The 16,776-nt window shown below is 71.9% G+C and carries 20 protein-coding genes, 1 pseudogene and 1 riboswitch; of the genes and pseudogenes, 17 read left to right on the top strand and 4 right to left on the bottom strand.

Features of this window, described 5'->3' with window-relative positions:
• Window positions 1-35 precede the first annotated feature (35 nt).
• The 3 genes from ccmE to NJ376_RS18855 form a co-directional block, all read right to left on the bottom strand.
• Window positions 36-542, bottom strand: a complete 507-nt coding sequence (gene ccmE / locus NJ376_RS18865) for a cytochrome c maturation protein CcmE (RefSeq protein ID WP_252954834.1) — start codon at window positions 540-542, stop codon at window positions 36-38.
• Window positions 539-697 carry a hypothetical protein gene (locus NJ376_RS18860; protein WP_252954833.1) on the bottom strand — a complete coding sequence of 53 codons (159 nt, stop codon included), beginning with the start codon at window positions 695-697 and terminating at the stop codon, window positions 539-541. Before NJ376_RS18860 ends, ccmE begins: the two co-directional genes overlap by 4 nt.
• 81 nt (window positions 698-778) lie before the next feature.
• Window positions 779-1,600, bottom strand: a complete 822-nt coding sequence (locus NJ376_RS18855) for a heme ABC transporter permease (protein WP_252954832.1) — start codon at window positions 1,598-1,600, stop codon at window positions 779-781.
• An 83-nt stretch (window positions 1,601-1,683) separates the two neighbouring features.
• Between NJ376_RS18855 and NJ376_RS18850 the strand changes: the two genes are divergently transcribed.
• The 15 genes from NJ376_RS18850 to NJ376_RS18780 all read left to right on the top strand — a co-directional run bounded on the left by NJ376_RS18850 (window position 1,684) and on the right by NJ376_RS18780 (window position 14,342).
• Window positions 1,684-2,094, top strand: coding sequence for an EVE domain-containing protein (locus tag NJ376_RS18850; RefSeq protein ID WP_252954831.1), 411 nt, complete (start codon window positions 1,684-1,686; stop codon window positions 2,092-2,094).
• 28 nt (window positions 2,095-2,122) lie between these two features.
• Window positions 2,123-2,674, top strand: a complete 552-nt coding sequence (locus NJ376_RS18845) for an AAA family ATPase (protein ID WP_252954830.1) — start codon at window positions 2,123-2,125, stop codon at window positions 2,672-2,674.
• A 67-nt stretch (window positions 2,675-2,741) separates the two neighbouring features.
• Window positions 2,742-3,245, top strand: a complete 504-nt coding sequence (locus tag NJ376_RS18840; protein WP_252954829.1) for a GFA family protein — start codon at window positions 2,742-2,744, stop codon at window positions 3,243-3,245.
• Between the two features lie 2 nt (window positions 3,246-3,247).
• Window positions 3,248-3,607 carry a Rieske (2Fe-2S) protein gene (locus NJ376_RS18835; protein WP_252954828.1) on the top strand — a complete coding sequence of 120 codons (360 nt, stop codon included), beginning with the start codon at window positions 3,248-3,250 and terminating at the stop codon, window positions 3,605-3,607.
• Window positions 3,608-3,722: 115 nt separating this feature from the next.
• Window positions 3,723-4,466 (top strand): PRC-barrel domain-containing protein, encoded by a 744-nt coding sequence (locus NJ376_RS18830; protein ID WP_252954827.1) that lies wholly within the window; start codon window positions 3,723-3,725, stop codon window positions 4,464-4,466.
• A 257-nt stretch (window positions 4,467-4,723) separates the two neighbouring features.
• Window positions 4,724-5,929 carry an aspartate aminotransferase family protein gene (locus NJ376_RS18825; protein ID WP_252954826.1) on the top strand — a complete coding sequence of 402 codons (1,206 nt, stop codon included), beginning with the start codon at window positions 4,724-4,726 and terminating at the stop codon, window positions 5,927-5,929.
• A complete protein-coding gene (gene argF / locus NJ376_RS18820) occupies window positions 5,926-6,882 on the top strand; it encodes an ornithine carbamoyltransferase (RefSeq protein WP_252954825.1) in 957 nt (318 codons plus the stop codon). Before NJ376_RS18825 ends, argF begins: the two co-directional genes overlap by 4 nt.
• A gap of 119 nt (window positions 6,883-7,001) precedes the next feature.
• Window positions 7,002-7,973 (top strand): Hsp33 family molecular chaperone HslO, encoded by a 972-nt coding sequence (gene hslO, locus NJ376_RS18815; protein WP_252954824.1) that lies wholly within the window; start codon window positions 7,002-7,004, stop codon window positions 7,971-7,973.
• Window positions 7,974-8,427: 454 nt separating this feature from the next.
• The gene (locus tag NJ376_RS18810; RefSeq protein ID WP_252954823.1) at window positions 8,428-9,018 is read left to right on the top strand and encodes a hypothetical protein; all 591 of its coding nucleotides are present in this window, start codon (window positions 8,428-8,430) and stop codon (window positions 9,016-9,018) included.
• Window positions 9,019-9,031: 13 nt separating this feature from the next.
• The gene (locus tag NJ376_RS18805; protein ID WP_252954822.1) at window positions 9,032-9,415 is read left to right on the top strand and encodes a RidA family protein; all 384 of its coding nucleotides are present in this window, start codon (window positions 9,032-9,034) and stop codon (window positions 9,413-9,415) included.
• Window positions 9,416-9,546: 131 nt separating this feature from the next.
• Window positions 9,547-9,634: riboswitch (glycine riboswitch) on the top strand.
• A 162-nt stretch (window positions 9,635-9,796) separates the two neighbouring features.
• Window positions 9,797-10,438, top strand: coding sequence for a trimeric intracellular cation channel family protein (locus tag NJ376_RS18800; protein WP_252954821.1), 642 nt, complete (start codon window positions 9,797-9,799; stop codon window positions 10,436-10,438).
• Window positions 10,439-10,854: 416 nt separating this feature from the next.
• A complete protein-coding gene (gene fabD / locus NJ376_RS18795; protein ID WP_252954820.1) occupies window positions 10,855-11,814 on the top strand; it encodes an ACP S-malonyltransferase in 960 nt (319 codons plus the stop codon).
• A 341-nt stretch (window positions 11,815-12,155) separates the two neighbouring features.
• Entirely contained in the window at window positions 12,156-12,893 is a 738-nt protein-coding gene (fabG, locus tag NJ376_RS18790) for a 3-oxoacyl-[acyl-carrier-protein] reductase (protein ID WP_252954819.1), read from the top strand.
• Window positions 12,894-13,622: 729 nt separating this feature from the next.
• Entirely contained in the window at window positions 13,623-13,865 is a 243-nt protein-coding gene (locus NJ376_RS18785; RefSeq protein WP_252954818.1) for a hypothetical protein, read from the top strand.
• A 66-nt stretch (window positions 13,866-13,931) separates the two neighbouring features.
• Window positions 13,932-14,342 (top strand): cupin domain-containing protein, encoded by a 411-nt coding sequence (locus NJ376_RS18780; RefSeq protein ID WP_252954817.1) that lies wholly within the window; start codon window positions 13,932-13,934, stop codon window positions 14,340-14,342.
• A 210-nt stretch (window positions 14,343-14,552) separates the two neighbouring features.
• Here the strand turns inward: NJ376_RS18780 and NJ376_RS18775 are convergent, their stop codons facing one another.
• Window positions 14,553-15,671: a PA0069 family radical SAM protein gene (locus NJ376_RS18775; RefSeq protein ID WP_252954816.1), complete on the bottom strand. Its 1,119-nt coding sequence runs from the start codon at window positions 15,669-15,671 to the stop codon at window positions 14,553-14,555.
• A 47-nt stretch (window positions 15,672-15,718) separates the two neighbouring features.
• Between NJ376_RS18775 and NJ376_RS18770 the strand changes: the two genes are divergently transcribed.
• The gene (locus NJ376_RS18770; RefSeq protein WP_252954856.1) at window positions 15,719-16,435 is read left to right on the top strand and encodes a TIGR04283 family arsenosugar biosynthesis glycosyltransferase; all 717 of its coding nucleotides are present in this window, start codon (window positions 15,719-15,721) and stop codon (window positions 16,433-16,435) included.
• A gap of 109 nt (window positions 16,436-16,544) precedes the next feature.
• Window positions 16,545-16,776 (top strand): annotated as a pseudogene (locus tag NJ376_RS18765) (TIGR04282 family arsenosugar biosynthesis glycosyltransferase); the annotation flags it as partial.

Here is a 16,776-nt window from a genome sequence, read left to right as displayed (position 1 = left end):
AGAGGGGCAGAGCCCCTCTCGAAACAGCCCCCCGATCACGACCCATCCCTCCGCGGTTCCAGCGTATTCCAGCTCGAAGCCGGCGGCGCCGCACCCTGGCTCGGGTTCCAGTGGCCGCTGCGCTTCAGCGCATCCGCCACCTCGGGCGGCATGTAGGTCTCGTCGTGGCGGGCCAGCACCTCGCTGGCGCGGAACACGCCGTCCGGGCCCAGCTTGCCCAGCGTCACCACCCCCTGCCCCTCGCGGAACAGGTCCGGCAGCACGCCGGTATAGGTGACGTGCACGGCATGCGCCCCATCGGTCACCGTGAAGCGCGCGGTCGGGCGGCCATCCGCGCCGGTCTCCCGCTGCACGCTGCCGGCCTCCACCAGCCCGCCCAGGCGGAAGGCGCGGTCCGGCGCCGGCGCCGCGGCGGCGATGTCCGATGGCGAGCGGAAGAAGACCAGATTGTCCTGGAAGGCCGTGAGGGTCAGGGCGGTGGCGCTGCCGAGGCCCAGCCCGCAGAGCAGCAGCACCCACATCCGCCTACGCTTCTTCGTCATGCTGCCTTCCGCCCTTGCCGCGCCTGGCGGGGATCCAGCGCCGCCAGCCGCCGCTTCGCCGCCGCATGGCGCAGCGCGGTCGTCACCGCCAGCAGCGCGAAGCCGCCGAGGACGAGGACATAGCCCGCCGTCACATGCGCCCAGTGCAATGTCATGGCCGCTGCGCCATCCGATTCAGACCCCGCGCCGTTTGGCGCTGCGGCCATCGGATGATGTCGTGCGTCGTGCCATCCGCTTCAGACCTCCGCGCCCTTCGGCGCTGCGGTCATCGGATGGCTGTCCGCCCGCCGTGCTGCCGCCAATTGCAGCGTCCGGATGCGCCGCTCCATCACCGCCGCCCGCACCCGGGCGAGTACCAGGGCCGCGAAGGCCAGGGTGAAGCCGAGGGCGCAGACCAGCAGCGGGTAGAGGATATCCACATGCAGCCCCGGTGCATTGATCCTGGTCACGCTGGCCGGCTGATGCAGGGTGTTCCACCAATCGACGGAGAATTTCACCACCGGCACGTTCACCGCCCCGATCAGCGCCAGGATGGCGCCCATCCGCGCCCCCCGCTCCTGGTCGTCGAAGGCGCGGACCAGGGCGGCATGGCCCAGCCAGAGGAAGAACAGCACCAGCACGCTGGTCAGGCGCGCATCCCAGACCCACCAGGTCCCCCACATCGGCCTGCCCCAGAGGCTGCCGGTGGCGAGGCAGAGCGCCGTCACCAGCGCCCCCACCGGCGAGAGCTCCCGGCACGCCAAATCCGCCAGCGGATGCCGCCACACCAGGGCGAGGACCGAGCCGATGGCGAGCCCGACATACCCCCCCATGGCCAGCCAGGCCATGGGCACATGGATGTAGAGCAGCCGTACCGTCTCCCCCTGCTGCCAATCGGGCGGGGAGAAGAACAGCCCCCAGGCCACCCCCACCGCCAGCACCAGCAGGGCGGCCGCGCTGAGCCAGGGCAGCAGCCGCCCCGTCAGCCGCAGGAAGCGGCCAGGATTGGCGAAACGGTGCAGCGAGCCCCCCCGGGCCGGGGCGGGGCCGGCGAGCGGCGGTGCGTCGGCGGTATCCACGCCCCCTAACTAGCGCGAATCGCCGCGGATTGAAGCATCCGCCCCAAGCGGTAACGTCGCGGCAACAGTGCGGGACGGAGTCGATGGCGTATTGGCTGGTGAAGAGCGAACCGGATGCCTTCTCCTGGGACCAGCAGGTGGCGAATGGCGTCGAGCCCTGGACCGGCGTCCGCAACGCCCAGGCGGCCCTCCACCTGAAGGCCATGGCCAAGGGGGACAAGGCCTTCTTCTACCACTCCAATGTGGGGAAGGAGATCGTCGGCATCGTGGAGGTGGTGCGCACCGCCTACCCGGACCCCACCGACGAGACCGGCCGCTGGGTCTGTGTGGACATGAAGGCGGTGCGGCCGGTGCCCCGGCCCGTCACCCTCGCCGCCATCAAGGCGGAGCCGGCCCTGGCGGAGATCGCCCTGGTCCGGCAGTCCCGGCTTTCGGTCATGCCGGTCAGCGCGGCGCATTGGGCGCTGCTCTGCCGGATGGGCGGTGCGGACTGAGCGCGGCGGCGCAGCCCGGGCGGGCCGCGTGAGCGACCGCTTCGTCATCCTCTCCGGCTGCTCCGGCGGCGGGAAATCCACTCTGCTCGCCGAGCTGGCCCGGCGCGGCCATGCCACGGTGGAGGAGCCCGGCCGCCGGGTGATCGCGGCCGAGCAGGCCAGCGGCGGCCAGGCCCTGCCCTGGCTGGATCTGGCCGGTTTCGCCCGCCGCGCCATCGCGCTCGCCCTGGCGGACCGCGCCGCCGCCGCCACCCGGCCGGGTTGGGTCTTCTTCGACCGCAGCCTCATCGACGCGGCGGCGGCGCTGGAGCACGCGGCCGGCGAGCCGGCGCTGCAGCGCCTGGGCCAGGCGCATCGCTACCACCCGACGGTCTTCCTGACGCCGCCCTGGCCGGAGATCTACGCCACGGACCCGGAGCGCCGGCACGGCTTCGACGCGGCGGTGGCGGAATATGGCCGGCTGGTGCAGGCCTATCAGGGCCTCGGCTACCGGCTGGTCATCCTGCCCAAGCTGAGCGTCGCGCGGCGCGCCGACTGCCTGCTGGCGGCGCTCGGCGGCCAGCGGGGCACATCGTCCTGAATTCGGAACGGACCGGCACGGGCGGCGGTTTGCGCGTTACCTTCCCGATCCGGAGGGAGAGACGGCCATGCATCTCGAAGGCTCCTGCCATTGCGGCGCGGTGAAGTTCCGGCTGGAGAGCGACCACCCCTATCCCTACCAGCGCTGCTACTGCTCCATCTGCCGCAAGACCCAGGGCGGGGGCGGCTATGCCATCAACCTCGGCGGCAAATCGGCCACGCTGAAGGTCAACGGCGGGAAGCACATCACCATCTACCATGCGAAGCTGCGGGAGAAGGGTGAGGCCCGCGCCCGCCGCAGCCCGGCGGAGCGGCATTTCTGCAGCCTCTGCGGCAGCGCCCTCTGGCTCTACGACAAGCGCTGGCCGGAGCTGATCCACCCCTTCGCCTCGGCGATCGACACGCCCCTGCCCGCGGCGCCGGACAGCACGCATCTCATGCTGGCCTACAAGCCGGACTGGGTGCCGCTGCAGCGCGGCAGGCAGGACCGCTTGCATGACGAGTATCCTGAGGAGAGCATCGCCGAGTGGCATGAGCGCCACGGCCTGGCCGGGGGGGCCAAGGGGAGTTGATGATGGCGGAAGACGAGACGGCGCGGCGGGTGCTCTGCCGGCTGGAGGAGATCCCGGACAATGCCGCCCGCGGCTTCCCCGCCGCGCCGGGCGGCTTCACCGGCCTCTTCGCGGTGCGGCGGGGGGAGAAGGTCCATGTCTACGTCAATTCCTGCCCGCATATCGGGCTGCCGCTGGAGCCGCTGCCGGACCGGTTCCTCGATACGCGCAAGCAGGTCATCATCTGCTCCGCCCATGGCGCCCGCTTCCGCATCGAGGACGGGGTCTGCCTCACCGGCCCCTGCATCGGCGAGGCGCTGGAGGCGGTGCCGGTGGAGATCCAGGACGGGGTGGTGACCGTCCCGGCCGATGCCGGCCTCTGAGCGCGGCCCACGGGGCCACCTCCGAAGCCGTGATCGCAACCTGCACTGATTGCATGGCGTTCAGGAGGCCTCATCCGAAAGGCGGATGCACGAAGGAGAGGAGGCCCTCGCACCCATGACGCAACGTCAGTCCCTGCTTGCCATGACGGCCGCGGCCGCGCTGCTCGCCCTGCCTGTGTTCGCCCAGCAGGGCGGCAGCGCGACCGGCGGCAGTTCCATGCAACCCCAGACCACTCAGAACGCGCCGGATTCGCGTGGCGGCCCCAACAGCACCACGCCGCGCGACGCCTCCGGCGGCGTGCTCGCCCAGCAGCGCGATGGCACACCCGGCAACCCGCCTTCCACCGCCACCCAGCGCGGCACCGATTCGGTGACCGGCGACCGCACCCCGCCCGATGGCACCCCAGGCAACCCGCCCGGCACCGCCGCTGGCCGCGCGACCGACCGTGCCCTGGGCACCAACATGTCCGGCGCGCATCCGGAGAATGACCGCAACCGCGCCAGCACTGGGGCCAGCACCGGCGCCGGCGCCGCCACCGGCACCATGGCGGTGGACAGCGCCGCGGCCCGCAACGGCCGCCGCGCCAGCAAGGTGATCGGCGCCAACGTCTACAACGAGAACAACGAGAGCATCGGCGAGGTGGATGACATCATCATCCCGCCGGGCGGCGGCGCGCCGGTGGCGGTGCTCTCGGTGGGCGGCTTCCTCGGTATCGGCGCCAAGCTGGTGGCCGTGCCCTATGACCGCCTGCAGATGGGCGGCAACAACAATCGCTGGACCCTCTCGGGCGCCACGAAGGAGAGCCTGACCGGCCTGCCGACCTTCACCTACGACCAGCCCAACGAGCGGCGTGGCTGAGGCCGGATAGCCCGTAGGTACGCCGAGTAGGATCGGCGGCGCTGCCCGCTGGCGGCGGCGCCGCCAATCCCCGCCGGGGTGGGCCAACCCCCTGGACCCCGGTCTGGGTTGGCCGCCATGCAGGGCAGGGGACGCCTGCGCGGGAAAATTCACGCATCCGCGTTTGACGTGCCCCCCGCTTTGCGGCCAAATCCCCGGCTTCCCCGTGGAAGCCCGGCGATCCGCGCCAGGGCAGGGGAGGTTTGGAGTGGCAATCCGTGATTCCCGCCCTCATGCCCACCTACAACCGCGCCGATCTCGCTTTCGAGCGGGGCGAAGGCGCCTGGCTGTGGACGGCGGATGGGCGACGATTCCTCGATTTCGGCGCCGGCATCGCCACCGCCTCCCTCGGCCACGGCCACCCGCATCTGGTGCAGGCCATCGCCGAGCAGGCCGCGAAGGTGATGCACACCTCGAACCTCTACCGCATCCCGCAGGCGGAGAAGCTGGCGGCGCGGCTGGTCGAGACCTCCTTCGCCGACAGCGTCTTCTTCTGCAATTCGGGCGCCGAGGCGAACGAAGGCATGATCAAGGCCGTCCGCAAATACCATGCGGAGAACGGCCACCCGGAGCGCTTCGTGACGATCTGCTTCGAGGGCGCCTTCCACGGCCGCACGCTGGCGACCCTGGCCGCGACGGGGAATGAGAAGTACCTGGCCGGCTTCGGCCCGCCGGTGCAGGGCTTCAAGCACATCCCCTTCGGCAACATGAACGCGCTGCGGGACGCCATCGACGGCACCACTGCCGCGGTGATGATCGAGCCGATCCAGGGCGAGGGCGGCGTCCGCCCGGCCTCGCTCGACTTCCTCCGCCAGCTCCGCGCTGCCTGCGACGAATTCGGGGTGCTGCTCGCCCTCGATGAGGTGCAGACCGGCATGGGCCGCTCCGGCAAGCTCTGGGCGCATCAATGGGCGGGGATCGAGCCGGACGTCATGTCCTCGGCCAAGGGTATCGGCGGCGGCTTCCCGCTCGGCGCCATCCTGGCGAAGGAGAAGGTGGCGAAGGTCCTGAAGCCCGGCACCCATGGCAGCACCTATGGCGGCAACCCGCTCGCCTGCGCTGCCGGCAATGCCGTGCTGGACGTGATCCTCGCCCCCGGCTTCCTCGGCCAGGTGGACCGCGTCGCCCGCCATCTCTGGAACGGGCTGCAGGCCCTGGCCGGCCGCCACCCGAAGGCGGTGGAGGGCGTCCAGGGCGCCGGCCTCCTCGTCGGCCTCAAGCTGCGCCCCGAGATCTCGAACGGCGACCTGCAGAACGCCGCGGCGGCCGAGGGGCTGCTGACGGTCGCCGCCGGGATGAACGTGCTGCGCCTCGCGCCGCCGCTCATCATCACCGAGGCCGAGGCGGACGAGGCGCTCCGCCTGCTCGACCGCGCCTGCCTGCGCTGCACGCCCGGCGCGGAAAAGGCGGCGGCGGCGCAATGAGCGCGCTGGCCGCGGTGAAGACGGACCAGGGGGGGCGCGAGCCCCCCCGCCACTTCCTGGAACTGATGGATATCGAGCCGGCGGTGCTCCGCCGCATGCTCGATCTCGGCGTGAAGGCGAAACGCGGCGAGATCGCCGGCAAGCCGCTGGCCGGCAAGTCCATCGCCCTGATCTTCGAGAAGCCCAGCACCCGCACCCGCGTCTCCTTCGAGGTCGGCATCCGCCAGCTCGGCGGCGATGCCATCGTGCTCTCCTCGAAGGACATGCAGCTCGGCCGCGGCGAGAGCCCGGCCGATACCGCGAAGGTGCTCTCCCGCTATGTCGATGCCATCATGCTGCGCACCGACAACGTGGCGAAGATTCGCGAGCTGGCGGAGCACGCCACGGTGCCGGTCATCAACGGCCTGACCGATGTCTCGCATCCCTGCCAGCTCATGGCCGATGTGATGACCTTCGAGGAGCATCGCGGCCCGATCGCCGGCCAGGTGGTGGCCTGGACCGGCGACGGCAACAACGTGGCGCAGAGCTTCATCCAGGCCGCCGCCCGCTTCGATTTCACCCTGCGCCTAGCCACGCCGCCGGAACTCGCCCCGCCCGCCCAGCTGGTGGACTGGGCGCGGAAGGAAGGGGCGAGGATCGAGCTGACCGCCGACCCGGCGGCGGCGGTCGCGGGCGCCCGCTGCGTGGTGACCGATACCTGGGTCTCCATGTCCGACGAGAAGGAGGGCGGCCCGACCAGCCGCCACAACCTCCTCGCCCCCTACCAGCTCAATGAGGCGCTGCTGGCCAAGGCCGCGCCGGATGCCATCGTGATGCACTGCCTGCCGGCCCACCGGGGGGAGGAGATCACCCAGGCGGTGATGGACGGGCCGCAGAGCGTGGTGTTCGACGAGGCGGAGAACCGCCTGCACGCCCAGAAGGGCGTGCTGCTCTGGGCCCTCGGGCTGGGCTGAGTCCTGGCCCGGGCCTCGCCCTCGGGCGGGGCAGGGTGGGCGTGGCGCCACCGGGCGCCTATCTATGGGACAGCCTGCCTGTCCCTCGCGCCCCCCTTTGCGCCTGAAGGTTCTGTCCTTTGCCCGACCCGACCCAGCCCTCCGCCACTCCGGATTTCCTCCAGCATGACCGCCCGCCCGTACCCGATATCGTGGTGCCGCGCGGCCTGCTGCCCTTCCACCTGCACCAGAAGCCGGTGCGCGGCCGGCTCATCCGCCTCGGCCCGCTGGCGGAGGCGCTGCTCTCCCGCCACGAGAACCACCCTGCCGTCACCCGCCTCACCGGCCAGGCCCTGGCGCTGACGGCGGGCCTGGCCGGCGCGCTGAAATACCGCGGCAGCTTCTCCCTCCAGGCCAAGGGCGATGGTCCGGTGCCGATGCTGCTGGCGGATTGCACCGATGCCGGCGCCCTGCGCGGCTATGCCCGGGCGGAGCCGGAGACGCTGGACGCGGCCCTCGGGGTGACGGAGATGCCGGAGGCCGGACTGCTGCTCGGCCAGGGCTACCTCGCCTTCACCTGCGACCAGGGGCCGGAGATGGACCGCTACCAGGGCATCGTCGCCATCGAGGGCGCGACCCTGGCGGAGATGACGGACAGCTATTTCCGCACCTCGGAGCAGCTCCGCGCCCATATCCGCCTGGCCTGCGACCGCACCCCCGCCGGCTGGCGCGCCAGCGCCTTCATCATGGAGCGGGTGGCGGGGGAGGGTGGCATCGACCCGGCGCTGGACGAGGAGGCGCAGGAGGAGGCCTGGCGCACCGCCCTGGCGCTCGCCGGCACCCTGACCGATGCCGAGCTGCTGGACGATGCCCTGCCTTCGGCCCAGCTCCTCCACCGGCTGTTCCATGCGGAGGGGTTGGCGGTGGACCGGCCGCGCCCCCTTTCCTATGGCTGCCGCTGTTCCCGCGCCAAGCTGGCCGGCGTGCTGGCCGGCTTCGGCGAGGACGACCTGGACCACATGGCGCAGGAGGACGGCGCCATCACCATGAATTGCGAGTTCTGCAACCTCGCCTTCCGGTTCGAGCGGGCGGAGGTCCGGAGCAGCGGCTAGCGCTGCTGCGGGGCGTGGGATCCGCGCGGCGAGGGCGTCCTCGCCGCTGGGACCGGAGCGGCCGCCGCACCTCCCGGGACTGGTCTCCTGCTCGCTCCCGCCGCCGGATCTCCCACACGGAGCGGACAGGCGGACCGCGACACCATCGCCCGGCGGGCGTGCAGGGCGCCCGCACCACCGCGGCGGCAAGGGCTGCCGCTGGTCCGCCGGATCGACGGCAAGCTGCTCGCCCCGTTGCGTTTTCCGGAGCCGGCCGCCCCGGTGGCATCCTCCGAACGGATATTGCTCCAGGGCATGCTGCGTTCGCTTGCGCTCACGCAGCATGTTCTAGGCCGTTGTTTTGCGAGCATCTTCACGCGTTCGGATGATTCCCGCTGAACGCGATCTGCTCTAGCCGCCCCGCCCGGCCGAGGTTAGCTTCGCCCTCGATCCATCGCGTCGAGGAGCCTTCCGCATGCCGCACCGGCGGTCCCTGCTGCTGCCCGTGCTCGCCGCCGCCTGCAGCCGCGACCCTGCCCCGGTGCCGGCGACGCCGATCGGCTACCGCTACCTCATCCCCCTGCCGCTGACCGTCAGCGAGATCGAGATCTCCACCGCCAACCCCGCCCCCGCCCCGGGCGATGTCGGCGCCCGCCTCGTCCCCAGCCCGGCCGAGGCCGTCCGCATCATGGGCCGCGACCGGCTGGTGGCGGTGGGGACGGAGGGGAAGGCGGTGTTCAGCGTCGCCACCGCCCAGCTCATCCAGGGGCGGGAGAGCCTCTCCTGCACCCTTGCCTGCCGGCTGGAGGTGCTCTCCCCCATGGGCAGCCGCATGGGCTATGTCGAGGCGGCAACCCGCCGCGCCGTCTCCGGCCCGGATGCCGAGCGCCGCCGGGCGGACGAGGCGCTGCTGCGCCAGGCGCTGGACGATTTGAACGTCGAGTTCGAGTTCCAGGTGCGCCGCAACCTGCGCGAATTCCTTGCCGCCACCGCGCCCAACCCGGACGGCACCATCCCGGCCCCGCCGCCCGCCCCGGTGGAGCGGGAAGCCCTGCCGCGCGAGTGAAGGAGGAACGACCATGCCCATCACCCTGTCCAACCCGGCCGGCGTCCATACCCCGGGCGCCTATTCCCACGCCGCCCTGGTCTCCGGCGCCACGGAGCGCCTCGTCCTCTCCGGCCAGGTCGGCACCCGGCCGGACGGCACTCCGGTGGAGGACGGCGTGGCGCAGATCGACCAGGCGCTGGCCAATATCGGCACCATCCTCGAGGCGCATGGGATGACCAAGGCGAACCTCGTGAAGATGACGGTCTTCCTGACCGACCCGGCGCTGATCCCGGCTTGGCGCGCGGCGCGCGGCGCTTGGCTGGGCGAACACCGGCCGGCCAGCACGCTGCTGATCGTGGCCGGGCTGGCCGACCCGAAGTTCAAGGTGGAAGTGGAGGCCGAGGCGGCGAAGTAGGGCAGGGGGCGCTGCCCCTGCACCCCCGCCGGGGCCAGGACCTGGCCCCGGACCCCGGTCCGAGTGGCGGCCCGGATGGGCGGCGGATGCGCGGCATTTGACAAGCGGGCCGGCCGCTGCTGATAACCGGCCTGACCCCTGCGGGAGAGCGAGGCCCTGGCCTCCGCCGAAGGCGCAACCTCCCATAATCGCTCAGGCAGACCGAACCGCAGGGACATCGCGTGCCGTCTGGAGAGAGGCCGGGAGCCGCCCCGCGTGGCTCCGGGCCCACCGAAGGGGCAGGCTCCGCCCGGAGCCGAAACTCTCAGGTAAAAGGACAGCGGGAGAGGCACGCCAGGATCCGCCGTGCCGCGCGTCCTGGCCCGATCCGGAGCCTCGTCCATGGACGCCTTCCTGCCCACAGCCTCCGCCCTGGCGGCCATCTACCTCGTCGCCATCGCCGCCGAGGCGATGTCCGGCGCCCTCGCGGCCGGGCGCCGCAGGATGGATGTCTTCGGCGTCGCCGTCATCGCCTTCGTCACCGCGCTGGGTGGCGGCACCATCCGGGACCTGATCCTCGGCCGCTTTCCCATCGGCTGGACCCAGCATCCGGAATACGTCTATCTGGTGATCTCCGCCGGGCTGCTGACCACGCTGGTCGCCCCCTTCCTGCATAATCTGAAGCGCGTCTTCCTGGTGCTGGACGCCATGGGGCTGGTCGCCTTCTCGTTGATCGGCTGCAGCGTGGCGCTGGAGATGGCCTACCCGATCGTCGTCGTCATCATGGCCGGCATGATCACCGGCATCTGCGGCGGCATCCTGCGCGACGTGCTGTGCAACCAGGTGCCGGTGGTGTTCCGGCGGGAACTCTATGCCAGCGTCTCGCTGGCCGTATGCGCCCTTTTCCTCGGCCTGCGCGCCCTCGGCCTGGATACCGACCTGAACACCGCGATCAGCTTCGCCGCCGGCCTGACGCTGCGCCTTTTGGCCATCTGGGGCGGCTGGCGGCTGCCGATCTTTTCCTACCAAGAACGCTGGGAATGAGGGTTCCCGCGGAGCCGCCGTGCGGCGTCGGGCCGGGGCGGGCGCCGCGGTCTTCCGCGGCATGCGCGGCGGGGCAACAGGCCGCAGCAGGTTCCGCTGGGCGCCAGGGATGGACCGGCAGCGTCGTCCCGCTCATCCGATGAGCGCCGCGCGGGTCCGGGACCGCGCGGCGAGGGATGGCGCGCGCCGGCCCTGTGGCGCTGCGGCCCGGGCCCGAAGCGACCCTCGCATCGCCTTCCCGGCAGGCGCCGCGCTGCTGAGCCCGTCGCGCCCGGAACGGGTGGCACGGCGGGAGGGTTGGAATCCATTCTGATGGGCTGCCGGGCGCTGCTGCCCCTCGGCCAGCCCCCTATCGCGTTGACATACCGGTGACCAGCCGTTAGGCCCCGCCCCCTGTCATCCGTTGGAAACGTGCCATGGCCCTTGCCTTTGTCTTCCCCGGCCAGGGCAGCCAGGCCCCCGGCATGGGCCGTGACCTGGCCGCCGCCTTCCCCGCCGCCCGCGAGGTGTTCGAGGAAGTGGACGAGGCTCTGAAGCAGAAGCTCTCGAAGCTGATGTTCGAGGGGCCGGCCGAGGAGCTCACCCTCACCGCCAATGCCCAGCCGGCGCTGATGGCCCATTCCATCGCCGTGCTGCGGGTACTGGAGCAGGAGGGCGGCTTCGACCTCGCCAGCCGCGTCGCCCTCGTCGCCGGCCATTCTCTGGGCGAATACAGCGCGCTGACCGCCGCCCGCGCCTTCGACCTTTCCACCGCCGCCCGCCTGCTGCGCCTGCGCGGCGAGGCGATGCAGAAGGCCACGCCCCCCGGCACCGGCGCCATGGCCGCCCTGCTGGGTGCCGAGCTGGACCAGGCCCAGTCCCTCTGCGCCGCCGCCGCCACCGATCCGGAGACGGGCAAGGCCGAGGTGGTGGAGGTCGCCAACGACAATGGCGGCGGCCAGGTGGTCATCTCCGGCGCCAAGGCGGCGGTCGATCGCGCCGTCGCCGCCGCCCCGGCGGCCGGCATCAAGCGCGCCCTGCCGCTGCCGGTCTCCGCCCCCTTCCACTGCGCCCTGATGGCGCCCGCCGCGGATGCGATGGGCGAGGCGCTGGAGCGCGCCACGGTGAACGCCCCGGTGGTGCCGGTGGTGGCCAACGTCACCGCCGCCAAGGCGACCGACCCGGCGGAGATCCGCGACCTGCTGGTCCGCCAGGTGACCGCCACCGTGCGCTGGCGCGAATGCATCGCCGCCATGGCCGCCATGGGCTGCGACCGCTTCGCCGAGCTCGGCGCCGGCAAGGTGCTGACCGGGCTGATGAAGCGCAACGCACCGGAGGCCACGGCGCTGGCCATCGGCACCCCGGCCGATGTCGAAGCCTTCCTGAAGTCGCTCTGACGCGCCCGTGGCGGTCCCGCATCCTCGTCCGCGGGGCGGCGCCGGCCGCTTGCGGCGCTCGCTTTGCCGATGAGGCTGGGCCCCGGACGGCGGCACCGCGCAGCCGCTGGCAAGGCCGGGGTCCGTGCCCATCTCTGCCCGGCCTGTAGCCGGACAGGTCCGTGCGTCGAAGCACGGCTCTGCCGCGGGAGCACGGCTCCATGCCTTTGGGCGGCCGGAGGGCCAGCCGCCGCCGGGCGGGTGCCTCCTGTCCCAATGACGCGGCCGGCAGGCAAGCCGGCTGATTCGGCGTGATGGCAGTGCGCCCGGGCTTGCGCCCTGAAGGTTTAGGAGAGGCTCGAATGTTTCGTCTCGACGGAAAGGTCGCCTTGGTGACGGGTGCCACGGGCGGCATCGGCGCCGCGGTGGCGAGGGCGCTGCACGCCCAGGGCGCGACCGTCGCCCTCACCGGCCGCCGCGCTGCGGAGCTGGAGGCGCTGGCGGCCGAGCTCGGCGAGCGCACCGTGGTCGCCCCCGCCGACCTCGCCGATGCGGCGGCGCCGGCGGCGCTGGTGGAGACGGTGGAGGGCAAGCTCGGCGGGCTCGACATCCTGGTGAACAATGCCGGCTTCACCCGCGACATGCTGGCGCTGCGCATGGGCGATGCCGATTGGCAGGCGGTGCTGGAGGTGGACCTGACCGCCCCCTTCCGCCTGGCCCGCGCCGCACTGCGCGGCATGATGAAGAAGCGCTGGGGCCGCATCGTCTCCATCGCCTCCATCGTCGGCGTCACCGGCAATGCCGGCCAGGCCAATTACGCCGCCGCCAAGGCCGGCCTCATCGGCATGAGCAAATCGCTGGCGCAGGAGGTGGCGACCCGCGGCGTGACGGTGAACGTCGTCGCGCCCGGCTTCGTGAAGACGGCGATGACGGATGTGCTGGGCGAGCAGGTGCGCGGCAAGCTGCTGGAGCGCATCCCGGCCGGCCGCATGGGCGCGCCGGAGGACATCGCCGGCGCCGTCGCCTACCTCGCCAGCAACGAGGCCGCCTGGGTGACGGGCCAGACCCTGCATGTGAATGGCGGGATGGCGATGTTCTAGATCGTTCCCCACGACGTTGCTGCGCAACGCCGTGGGGCCCCCGGTTGGTCATCCTCGGAGTTCTCGCACGGCCTGCCGCGGCTTTGCCGCGGCAGGACATCAGGCGGTCCGCCCTGACCACTCGCTGCCCTTTTCCCATCCGGTGAGGGGCAGCCGGGGTAAGGGGGCAAGTGGGCCGTTTGCAGGCCCGTTGCCGCTCGGCACCCCGCCAACGCCGGCCCTCGCACGGCCGATCCCTATCCGGAGGGCGCCCATCCGACCGACCCAGTTAGCGGGACCCGCCCTAGAGCGTTTTCGGTTTACATGCGTTCACCGAAAACGCTCTACGCCTTTGTTTGCAGAGCAGATTCACGCCTTCGGGCGCTGCCGCCCTACGGCGATCTGCTCTAGCGATCCTACCGGGCAAGGCTGACCGACCCCACCGGGCGCTGACCGGCCGACCCACCCGGCCGGTCCCGCTCTGCCAATCATGTCGCGCCGCGTGGCTGCCTCCGCCGCCGCCCGCCTTCGCGCGATGCTCAACCCTTCGTCAGCCTCTCCCGCCCCGGCCCCTTCCCACGCCAGTGTGGCGCGGCGCTGGGGCGCTGGGTCATAGTTGTCCTGCATCCTCCGGGGCGGCCGGTGCCTGCCTTGGCCCGGCCGGTCGCGCCGCACGGCAAAATGTCCTGCCCGGCGCCGCAACCGGCGCGCCAGGGTGCCGCTGAAGCCTTCGCAGCAATGGGGTGTCACGTGGAACGGCTCTGGCGACGCTCTCCCTTCGGCAGTCCCGGCCTGGACCGGGAGGAAGCGCCCTGGGCGCTGCTGCTGGCCAGCGCCGCCTGCGCGCCCCTGGCTGTGCTGGCACAGGGCGGGGATGGGCATACCGCCATCCTCGCCGGCCTCGCCTGCCTCGCCGCCCCCGCCCTGGCGATCGAGATGATGCTCGGCATGGCTCGGCTGGGCTTCGCCCTGGTGCCCACCGACCGGCGGTAGCCCCCTTTCCACCGCGGGCCCGGGCGGCCTAGGCTGCCGCACGTCAGAAGGAAGGGAGGAACCGCCATGCCCGATGGTGCCCAGAAACCGCCCCGCAAGCGCCTGCTCGCGGATGAGCCCTCGCCCGCCTCCATCTTCCTCGACGTGCCGAACATGCCGTGGGAGGAGACGAAATTCCCCGGCATCAAGTGCAAGACCCTCTGCACCGACCCGAGCGGCCTGGCGACGCTGCTGCTGGAGCTGGAACCGGGCGCCGTGGTGCCGCTGCACGAGCACACCGCCATCGAGCAGACTTACGTTCTGCGCGGCCATTTCCTGGACGAGGAGGGAGAGTGCCTGGAGGGCCAGTTCGTCTGGCGCCCGGCCGGCAACACCCATGTCGCCTGGGCCGGGCCGGAGGGCGCCACCATCCTCAGCATCTTTCTTCGCCCCAACATCTTCGCCGACGGGCGGAAATTCTTCACTGAGGAGGGCTGACGGCCGAGAGGGGCGCCGCGCCGCAAGGCGCGCCTTGCGGTGCAACCCTTCCGGGGATCGGACCGCACTGCGTCCGATCCGCCAAAGGCCGAAGGGCCTTTGGAAACCGGGAATTTGGCGCACGCAGGTTCAACCCGCCGACGCAGGGTTCCAAGGGCCTGTCGGCCCTTGGCGAGGGGGAGTTTGAGGGGAGCAGCGCTCCCCCTCAACCTATAGCAGCTCCAATTGCCGCGCCGCCGGCACCGCCGCCGGAGGCGGCGCGAATTGGCTGCAATCCAGCCCCTGCGCCCCGACGCCGGTCTTGTTCATCCCGAGCTTCGTGATCGCCAGCCGGAACCGGCTGGCCAGCATGTCGGCGTAATTGCCGGTGCCGCTCTGCCGCACGCCGAAGCGGCTGTCATACAGCTGCCCGCCCCGCGTCTCCCGTACCAGCGCCAGGATGCGTGCCGCGCGGTCCGGGAAATGCGTCCGCGCCCATTCCTCGAAGAGCTGGCGGATCTCCATCGGCAGCCGCAGCAGCACATAGCCGGCGCGCGTCGCCCCCGCGGCCGCGCAGGCCGAGAGGATGCGCTCCAGCTCCGCGTCGTTCAGCCCGGGGATCATCGGCGCCGCCAGCACCCCCGCCGGCACCCCTGCCGCCGTCAGTTGCCGGATCGCCTCCAGCCGCCGGCTCGGCGCTGCCGCCCGCGGCTCCATCTTCCGCGCCAGCGCCGCGTCCAGCGTGGTGATGGAAAGGCACACATGCACCAGGTTGCGCGCCGCCATCCGCCGCAGGATGTCGAGGTCGCGCAGCACCCCCGCGGATTTGGTCACGATCGTCACCGGATGGCCGAAGCGCTCCAGCACCTCCAGCACCTGCCGGGTGAGCAGCAGGGTGCGCTCCACCGGCTGGTAGGGGTCGGTGTTGGCGCCGAGCGCCACCGGCTTCGCCTGGTAGCCCGGGCGCCGCAGCTCCTTCTCCAGCAGCGCCGGCAGGTCCGGCTTGAACAGCAGCCGGGTCTCGAAATCCAGCCCCGGCGAATAGCCGACATAGGCGTGGCTCGGCCGGGCGTAGCAATAGACGCAGCCATGCTCGCAGCCGCGATAGGGGTTCAGCGACCGGTCGAAGCCGATATCCGGGCTCTCGTTCCACGTCATGGCGCTGCGCGACTTCTCCCGCAGCAGCGTGGTCGGCAGTGGCGGCAGCTCGGCCAGCTCGGCGAGGCTGCCCCAGCCATCGTCGAAGGCTTCGCGCGCCGTGCTCTCATACCGCACGGCGGGGTTGGAAAGGGCGCCGCGGCCCTTGCGCGGCAGCCCCAGGCCAGGGGAAACAGCAAGCCCGTCCGGCATGGTCCCGTTCCTTGTCTGTTCACACGAACCCTGCCTTGTCCGCGGTTGTGCTGTCAAGAACAACGGGCGAACAATTGGTTAAGGCGTTTCTGGAACAAAACCTGACCATCGTCATTCCCACACGCGACGCGGCCCATCAGGTGTCACAGACAATTCACAACCTCCGCTTGTACTGCCGGGAGGTGATTATTTCAGATTCGTCGAGCGGGAACGCAACGGCCCGAGCGGCGCGAGACGCCGGGGCACGGGTCATCGCCGCCCCGCCCGGCCGCGGCCCCCAGCTCGCCGCCGGCGCCGCCGCGTCCGGCACCGAATGGCTGCTCTTCCTGCACGCCGATACCCGCCTCGGCCCCGGCTGGCCCGCCGCGGTCCAGGCGCATATGGCGGAGCCGGCCAATCGCTGGCGCGCCGGCTATTTCCGCTTCGCCCTGGACGATCCCTCACCCCAGGCCCGCCGGCTGGAACGCGCCGTGGCCTGGCGCTGCCGCGCCCTGGCCCTGCCCTATGGCGACCAGGGGCTGCTCATCTCCCGCGCCCTCTACGACCAGCTCGGCGGCTTCCGCCCCCTGCCGCTGATGGAGGATGTGGACCTCGTCCGCCGCCTCGGCCGTCGCCGCCTGGCCGCGCTGCCCGTTCCCGCCGTCACCTCCGCCGCACGCTGGCAGGAGGAGGGGTGGTGGCGCCGCTCCGCCCGCAACCTCTGCTGCCTTTCCCTCTGGTTCCTCGGCGTGCCGCCGCGCCTCATCCGGAAGCTCTACGGATGAGGCCCGGCCTGCCTCTCGCCCGTCGCGGGCTGCGGCCGCGCGCCAGGGCCGTCGCCTTGCTGGCTCGCCGCCTGCAGGGCCGCATGGGCCGGCAAGACAGCCCCGCGGCATGAAGGGCGACACGCTGATCCTCTTCGCCCGCGCGCCGCGCCTCGGCCGGGTGAAGCGGCGCCTCGCCGCCGGCATCGGCCCGCTCGCCGCGCTGCGCTTCCATCGCGCCCAGCTCGCCACCCTGATTCGCCGCCTCGGCCGCGACCGCCGCTGGCGGACGGAGCTGGCGCTGACGCCCGACCGCGCCCGCGGCCCCTGGACCGGCGGCCTGCCGCGCCTGCCCCAGGGGC

This window comes from Siccirubricoccus soli (genome assembly GCF_024178315.1).
Lineage (GTDB): Bacteria > Pseudomonadota > Alphaproteobacteria > Acetobacterales > Acetobacteraceae > Siccirubricoccus > Siccirubricoccus soli.
The sequence above is the reverse complement of the archived record's forward strand: the minus strand, read 5'-3'. Positions and strand labels throughout refer to the sequence as shown.

Bases quoted from the DNA above. Each gene is read 5' to 3' on its own strand.
- ccmE (WP_252954834.1), bottom strand. From the start codon at position 542: ATGACGAAGAAGCGTAGGCGGATGTGGGTGCTGCTGCTCTGCGGGCTG.
- NJ376_RS18860 (WP_252954833.1), bottom strand. From the start codon at position 697: ATGACATTGCACTGGGCGCATGTGACGGCGGGCTATGTCCTCGTCCTC.
- NJ376_RS18850 (WP_252954831.1), top strand. From the start codon at position 1,684: ATGGCGTATTGGCTGGTGAAGAGCGAACCGGATGCCTTCTCCTGGGAC.
- NJ376_RS18840 (WP_252954829.1), top strand. From the start codon at position 2,742: ATGCATCTCGAAGGCTCCTGCCATTGCGGCGCGGTGAAGTTCCGGCTG.
- NJ376_RS18835 (WP_252954828.1), top strand. From the start codon at position 3,248: ATGGCGGAAGACGAGACGGCGCGGCGGGTGCTCTGCCGGCTGGAGGAG.
- NJ376_RS18830 (WP_252954827.1), top strand. From the start codon at position 3,723: ATGACGCAACGTCAGTCCCTGCTTGCCATGACGGCCGCGGCCGCGCTG.
- argF (WP_252954825.1), top strand. From the start codon at position 5,926: ATGAGCGCGCTGGCCGCGGTGAAGACGGACCAGGGGGGGCGCGAGCCC.
- NJ376_RS18810 (WP_252954823.1), top strand. From the start codon at position 8,428: ATGCCGCACCGGCGGTCCCTGCTGCTGCCCGTGCTCGCCGCCGCCTGC.
- NJ376_RS18805 (WP_252954822.1), top strand. From the start codon at position 9,032: ATGCCCATCACCCTGTCCAACCCGGCCGGCGTCCATACCCCGGGCGCC.
- NJ376_RS18800 (WP_252954821.1), top strand. From the start codon at position 9,797: ATGGACGCCTTCCTGCCCACAGCCTCCGCCCTGGCGGCCATCTACCTC.
- fabD (WP_252954820.1), top strand. From the start codon at position 10,855: ATGGCCCTTGCCTTTGTCTTCCCCGGCCAGGGCAGCCAGGCCCCCGGC.
- fabG (WP_252954819.1), top strand. From the start codon at position 12,156: ATGTTTCGTCTCGACGGAAAGGTCGCCTTGGTGACGGGTGCCACGGGC.
- NJ376_RS18780 (WP_252954817.1), top strand. From the start codon at position 13,932: ATGCCCGATGGTGCCCAGAAACCGCCCCGCAAGCGCCTGCTCGCGGAT.
- NJ376_RS18775 (WP_252954816.1), bottom strand. From the start codon at position 15,671: ATGCCGGACGGGCTTGCTGTTTCCCCTGGCCTGGGGCTGCCGCGCAAG.